We start from the raw sequence: 4,594 nt of genomic DNA on the forward strand, positions 1-4,594 counted from the left end.
TACTTCCCCCGCACCCGGATCGACCTTGTTCCCATCCCACTACCGGAGGCCGAGCAGTCGCTCAGTTCAGCCCGTCCAGGAACTCTTCCACCACTTCCCGGTACCGCTCGGGCTGATCGTCGTGGACGAGATGTCCCGCCTGTTCGATACGTACGTATCGGGCACCCCGGCGCCGATCCGCCATCTCCCGCATCTGACCTTCCGGAGTGATGGTGAATTCCCCCTCGATGAGCAGCGCCGGAACGGTGACCGCCGCCCACTGGTTCCAGAAGTGCCGGGTGCCCCACTCCTGTGAGATGTCACGGAAGGTGGCGACGTCGCCGTGCAGATACCATCCGTCGGCCCGTTCCTGGAAGGAATCCAGAAAGTACTGTCCCGCAACGGGTCCGAAGAAGTCGAGGACGGCCCGACGAGACGGGAACGGCTGGGGCCAGTCCGAGACCATCGCCGCCCAGTCATCGGCGGTCCGGCCCCGGAAATCCGGGGCCATGTCCTCGAGCACCAGAGCCGAAACCTTCTCCGGGAATGCGGCGGCGAGACACCACGCGTGCAGGGCGCCCATCGAATGGCCGATCACCACACAAGGCTCGGTGAGCGGCACGAGCGCGGCGGCGAGATCGTCCACGAAGGCTTCCGTCGACAGCCGTTCGGGTGCAGGTCGTCCATGCCCGGCGGCGTCGAACGTGTAGACGTGGCCGTGCTCGCGCAACCACGGAACGTGCCGGCGCCACGTCCTCGCGCTGCCCATCAGACCGTGTAACAGCAGAATGGGACGTCCGTCCCCGCCCTCGTCGCGCACAGCGCTCGCATGCAACACCACAACTCGACGCTAGCGGAGTAATCTCCCCCGCATGGCAGTGGTAAAGATCAACGCAATCGAAATCCCGGAGGGCGCAGGCCCCGAACTCGAAAAGCGCTTCGCGGCGCGCGCGCACGCCGTGGAGAACTCCCCAGGCTTCCTGGGCTTCCAGTTGTTGCGCCCGGTCAAGGGCGAGAACCGCTACTTCGTCGTCACCCAGTGGGAGAACGAGGAAGCATTCACGGCGTGGCGGGACGGTCCGGCCCGTGAAGCGCACGCCGGTGAGCGGCAGAAGCCCGTCGCATCCGGAGCGTCGTTGCTCGAGTTCGAGGTAGTACTCGACGTCGCAGCCGCCAAGAGCTGAACCCCGAGGGCCGACCCGGGGATTGACACGGCCGTAGGCCGAGTGCGAAAGTTCGCAGGACAATAGCGATGGTCGGCAGGAATCCGGTAGAACTCCGGAGCGGTCGCGCCACTGTACTCAGCCAGACACTGTGGCCATCGCCTGGATCTAAGGGACGCGAAATCCCAGGAGGAACCATGGCACTCGTTTACGCACCCGGCTCTTCGGTCGATTCGACCAGGCTTGCCGTCATCTCTTTCGCGATCGTTCTGTTCGCGATGCTTGCCCTCTACATTGTGGGATTCGACCAGGGCGCGGTCTCGCGCAGCGGCATGTACATGCATGAACTGATGCATGACGGCCGCCACCTCCTGGGTCTCCCATGCCACTGACAGAATCCTTCGCGAAACTCCTCATCCGCGGACTGCTCGCCGGACTGATCGCGGGCATCCTCGCCGGCGGCGTCGCCTTCGTCCTCGGTGAACCGCACATCGACTCGGCCATCGCACTCGAGGAAGCCGCGGGCGGGCCCGAGCATTCGCACGAGGCCACCGAGTCGGCGGCGGGCGGCCACTCCCATGGCGACGAAGACGCCCTGGTCAGCAGGGACGGCCAACGGTTCGGCCTGTTCCTCGCGACGACGCTGGCCGGCTTGGCCCTCGGCGCCATCGTCTCTGTGGTGATCAACTACGCCCGGCGGGTGACAACCCTGGCGGGTCCGCTGCTCGCCTTGGCAACGGCCGGACTCGGATGGCTTGCCATCGAGGCCGTGCCCTTCTTCAAGTACCCCGCCAACCCGCCCGCGGTCGGTGACCCGGACACGATCAATGAGCGCACCTGGCTGTGGCTCGCCGCTGTCGCTCTGGGTCTGCTCGGCGTCGTGGCCTCGGTCTTCGCGGCAAAGGCAGTCGCCGCTCAGGAATTCCTGTCGGTGCGGATCGCCGCACCGGTCGCCGCGTTCCTCGTCGTGGTCACCATCGGTTATCTCGTTCTCCCCTCTGTCAACGAGGTGGGCAACGACTTCCCGCCGGTGCTGCTGTGGGAGTTCAGGCTCTCCTCGTTCGCGACCCAGGCAGCCCTGTGGCTCGCACTCGGTGTGGCATTCGCATTCCTCACCGAGCGCGCCGCGCGATCGAAGACGTCGACGACGACCGCGGTGGCCTGATTCGGCTGGTTGCCGGCGGATTCCAACACTCGGTCCAGACCCACCGGTGAATCACCCGCCTTTCGCCGGCACCCTCAACCGACCCTCGTAGCGCGTCACGTCTCCGGCCTCTGGGCCGTTCGGTCCTCGCGTTGTCTTGGTCTCTCACGGTCCATTTACAAGCTCCGTCTTCGACCGGCCGGCGCAGTGCTCGGATCGAGACGACAGGGGTAACGTCGAAATGGTCGTGCCGCTGATCGTGGGGCGTCTCCGCAATGCCCTCGCAGTGCCCTTGTTCGGCGGGTGCGCATTCATGGGAGCCGAACACCCAAGGGGCCACTGATGGTTTACGTCTCATCACCGAGGAGATCCATCGAATCACTCGGGCTCACGCTCGTTGCATTCGGCGTCGTCCTGCTCGCCCTGCTCACTCTCTATCTGGTCGGATTCGACCAGGGAGCAATCTCCCGGAGCGGCATGTACCTCCACGAATTGATGCACGACGGCCGCCACCTGCTGGGACTCCCCTGTCACTAGATCCGGAGCCGACGATGACCTCTCCTGCCGAATTCGAAGCGCACGCGAACCAGGTGGCCGAGTACCTTCCCGCTCACCATGTCGTAATGGATTCGCCCTATCGGATCTCCAATTCCTCCTTCGATGCCCTGCGGCACGTTCTTCACGACGTCGGGGGTCAGCCTGCACTCCCGGTCGCATACGAGGAGAAGGTCGAAGAAGACTGGGAGATGAGCACCTACGTCACCTGTGAATGCCTGGGATGGCGTGGTGTCTGGAACTCCGAGGAGCGCCGACGAGCCGAGAACGATCTGGGCGCGACCCTTTACTTCGGGCTGCCGTACTACGCTCGCTGGATCACGGTGGCCGCCAAGACCCTGATCAACAAGGGCCTCATCACACCGGACGAACTCTCCGCCAAGATAGACGAGGTCCGGCGCCGGGCGAGTGGAGAACAGTCATGACGAAATTCCGGATCGGCGACCGCGTCACGGTGAAGGATGCGACGTCGATGTTCCACACCCGCACGCAGGCGTTCATCCGAGGGCACACGGGAGTGGTCGTCGAACACCGGCCCGAATGGGTCATCCCGGAGGACGAGGCGTGGGGGCGTGTCGACGACGGGCGGAGAGAACCGTTCTACGTGGTGCGGTTCAAGCAGACCGAACTGTGGCCCCGCTACACAGGATTCGAGATCGACACTCTGGAAACCGAATGTTCCGAGCGCTGGCTCGAGCCGGCGGATGCGGGAGGGGCGGAGACATGACACATTCGCACGACGACCATGCGCCGATCCAGGCGTCCGAGGAAATCAGCGAGTTCGAGATCCTCGAAACCGCCATCAGGGAACTCTCGATCGAGCACGGACTGTTTTCGCGCGAAGATCACCGCCGATTCTCCGAATGGGCCGAATCCGTAGGGCCTTCGGGCGGTTCGAGGCTTGTCGCCAAGGCGTGGGTGGATCCCGAGTTCAAGCAACGCCTGCTCGCCGACGGCACCGAGACCTGCAAGGAAGTGGGAATCGACTGGCGAGATCCGACGGGATCGGGAACGCCCAGCGACTACACGTACTTCTACGTCCTGGAGAACACACCGAAGGTACACAACGTCATCGTCTGCACCTTGTGCTCCTGCTATCCGCGCCCCGTGCTCGGCATGTCACCCGACTGGTACCGGACACCCAACTACCGGCGGCGAATGGTTCGATGGCCCCGCGAGGTGATCGCCGAGTTCGGTTTGCATTTTCCACCGGATGTGGAAGTGCGCGTGCATGATTCGAATCAGAAGTCGCGATTCATGGTGATGCCGATGCGTCCCGACGGGACCGAGGGCTGGACCGAGGAACAACTCGCCTCGATAGTCACCCGGGACACCATGATCGGCGTGGCCGTGCCGCAGGTCGACTGGACCGCCACAACACCCCCGACGGGCAGCGGAGGAGGCACGCCATGACGGCCGACAAAGGCTACGACGTCATCCTCGACACCTTGACACCGGCCACGACCAGAGACGACATCACGCTCCCGGATCTCGACCGCAAGCCCGACCCTTGGGAGTCGAGCATGCAGGCCACCGCCGAATGCCTGTCCTGGCGCGGAGCCTGGGACAATCTCGACAGACGCCGCACCGAAGACACACTCGGCGAAACCGTATACAGCGACTTTCCCGTTCGCGCGCGTTCGGTGGTGGCCACCGCGCACGCGCTGATCGACAAGGGAATCATCAGCCCGGACGAACTGCAGGCCAAGATGGAAGAGGTGCGCGCGCGGTTCAACCGTCGGTGACGCTCCCC

9 protein-coding genes are annotated in these 4,594 nt (G+C 64.4%); 8 read left to right on the forward strand and 1 reads right to left on the reverse strand.

From position 1 onward, the window contains the following. Positions 1 to 61: 61 nt before the first annotated feature. Positions 62 to 814 carry an alpha/beta fold hydrolase gene (locus tag WAW17_RS16730; RefSeq protein WP_422334077.1) on the reverse strand — a complete coding sequence of 251 codons (753 nt, stop codon included), beginning with the start codon at positions 812 to 814 and terminating at the stop codon, positions 62 to 64. Positions 815 to 851: 37 nt separating this feature from the next. On the opposite strand from WAW17_RS16730, the gene mhuD reads away from it, so the two are divergent. The 8 genes from mhuD (at position 852) to WAW17_RS16770 (ending at position 4,586) form a co-directional block, all read left to right on the forward strand. Then, the gene (gene mhuD, locus WAW17_RS16735) at positions 852 to 1,163 is read left to right on the forward strand and encodes a mycobilin-forming heme oxygenase MhuD (protein ID WP_422334069.1); all 312 of its coding nucleotides are present in this window, start codon (positions 852 to 854) and stop codon (positions 1,161 to 1,163) included. A 176-nt stretch (positions 1,164 to 1,339) separates the two neighbouring features. Then, a complete protein-coding gene (locus tag WAW17_RS16740; protein WP_422334070.1) occupies positions 1,340 to 1,534 on the forward strand; it encodes a CbtB domain-containing protein in 195 nt (64 codons plus the stop codon). Further along, entirely contained in the window at positions 1,525 to 2,307 is a 783-nt protein-coding gene (locus WAW17_RS16745) for a CbtA family protein (RefSeq protein ID WP_422334071.1), read from the forward strand. Before WAW17_RS16740 ends, WAW17_RS16745 begins: the two co-directional genes overlap by 10 nt. Before the next feature lie 321 nt (positions 2,308 to 2,628). Continuing rightward, positions 2,629 to 2,823: a CbtB domain-containing protein gene (locus tag WAW17_RS16750; protein WP_422334072.1), complete on the forward strand. Its 195-nt coding sequence runs from the start codon at positions 2,629 to 2,631 to the stop codon at positions 2,821 to 2,823. Positions 2,824 to 2,837: 14 nt separating this feature from the next. After that, positions 2,838 to 3,266 (forward strand): hypothetical protein, encoded by a 429-nt coding sequence (locus tag WAW17_RS16755; RefSeq protein ID WP_422334073.1) that lies wholly within the window; start codon positions 2,838 to 2,840, stop codon positions 3,264 to 3,266. Continuing rightward, the gene (locus WAW17_RS16760) at positions 3,263 to 3,568 is read left to right on the forward strand and encodes an SH3-like domain-containing protein (RefSeq protein ID WP_422334074.1); all 306 of its coding nucleotides are present in this window, start codon (positions 3,263 to 3,265) and stop codon (positions 3,566 to 3,568) included. The genes WAW17_RS16755 and WAW17_RS16760 overlap by 4 nt, the downstream gene beginning before the upstream one ends. Further along, on the forward strand, positions 3,565 to 4,254 hold the full coding sequence (gene scnC, locus WAW17_RS16765; protein WP_422334075.1) for a thiocyanate hydrolase subunit gamma: 690 nt from the start codon (positions 3,565 to 3,567) through the stop codon (positions 4,252 to 4,254). Before WAW17_RS16760 ends, scnC begins: the two co-directional genes overlap by 4 nt. Beyond that, positions 4,251 to 4,586 carry a ScnB gene (locus WAW17_RS16770; protein WP_422334076.1) on the forward strand — a complete coding sequence of 112 codons (336 nt, stop codon included), beginning with the start codon at positions 4,251 to 4,253 and terminating at the stop codon, positions 4,584 to 4,586. Before scnC ends, WAW17_RS16770 begins: the two co-directional genes overlap by 4 nt. Positions 4,587 to 4,594: the final 8 nt, after the last annotated feature.

This window comes from Rhodococcus sp. (in: high G+C Gram-positive bacteria) (assembly GCF_049286785.1).
Classification (GTDB): domain Bacteria; phylum Actinomycetota; class Actinomycetes; order Mycobacteriales; family Mycobacteriaceae; genus Rhodococcus_F.

Excerpts from the sequence above, each read along its gene's own strand:
- WAW17_RS16745 (WP_422334071.1), top strand. The coding sequence starts at position 1,525 with ATGCCACTGACAGAATCCTTCGCGAAACTCCTCATCCGCGGACTGCTC.
- WAW17_RS16740 (WP_422334070.1), top strand. The coding sequence starts at position 1,340 with ATGGCACTCGTTTACGCACCCGGCTCTTCGGTCGATTCGACCAGGCTT.
- WAW17_RS16750 (WP_422334072.1), top strand. The coding sequence starts at position 2,629 with ATGGTTTACGTCTCATCACCGAGGAGATCCATCGAATCACTCGGGCTC.
- WAW17_RS16770 (WP_422334076.1), top strand. The coding sequence starts at position 4,251 with ATGACGGCCGACAAAGGCTACGACGTCATCCTCGACACCTTGACACCG.
- WAW17_RS16755 (WP_422334073.1), top strand. The coding sequence starts at position 2,838 with ATGACCTCTCCTGCCGAATTCGAAGCGCACGCGAACCAGGTGGCCGAG.
- scnC (WP_422334075.1), top strand. The coding sequence starts at position 3,565 with ATGACACATTCGCACGACGACCATGCGCCGATCCAGGCGTCCGAGGAA.
- mhuD (WP_422334069.1), top strand. The coding sequence starts at position 852 with ATGGCAGTGGTAAAGATCAACGCAATCGAAATCCCGGAGGGCGCAGGC.
- WAW17_RS16760 (WP_422334074.1), top strand. The coding sequence starts at position 3,263 with ATGACGAAATTCCGGATCGGCGACCGCGTCACGGTGAAGGATGCGACG.